This window comes from Arthrobacter sp. 10T44, assembly GCF_056393885.1.
In genome coordinates, this window is the sequence record NZ_JBFTGT010000021.1 from 1 (window position 1) to 647 (window position 647).

Genomic DNA, 647 nt, shown 5'->3' on the forward strand with positions numbered 1-647 from the left:
GTCAGCCCCTACCAGGGCGGCGGGGACGGGACACCCATTGAGCCAATTCCAAGGAGCACTCCCATGCGTACATCCATCAAGACTTTCCTCGGCGTTGCCGCTGCCGGTTCGCTCATGTTTTCCCTGGCTGCCTGCAGCCCGGCGAACAACGCTTCCTCCGCTCCGGCCACCTCGGCGTCTTCCTCGGCTGCGGCTGAAAAGCCCGAGCCGCTCGCCTCGATCCCGGCACTGACCGGCGTCTCCACCGCGGTGAAGCTCGATGCTTCCTTCGCGAAAGCCCTGGAAACCCTCAAGCTCACCCCGGGCACCGTCGGTACCGCCAAACTGACCGACGGCTCGCTGGTCTTCCCCATCACCGGCGGCAAGGTCGACTACTACGACCCGGCCAAGGACTACCGCCCSTACGTCCAGGGCCTGATCAGCCACGCCGGCTCCGGGTTCTCCCTCACCGCCGGTGACACCAAGGTCGAACTGACCAACTTCACCATCGACCCGGGCACCTCCAAGCTCTACGGCGACGTCGCAGTGAACGGCACCACCGCCGTCAAGCAGGCCTACATCTTCAACCTCGACGGCTCCACCCTCAAGCCCCTCCAGGCATCCGGTGACACCGCCGTCCTCGAAGGCACCCGCGTCCTGATCTCCGA

1 protein-coding gene is annotated in these 647 nt (G+C 65.6%); it reads left to right on the top strand.

Features of this window, described 5'->3' with window-relative positions:
• Nucleotides 1-63 precede the first annotated feature (63 nt).
• Nucleotides 64-647: hypothetical protein (locus AC1DBL_RS16715; protein WP_476926524.1), on the top strand; the 584-nt coding region annotated here is incomplete at its 3' end.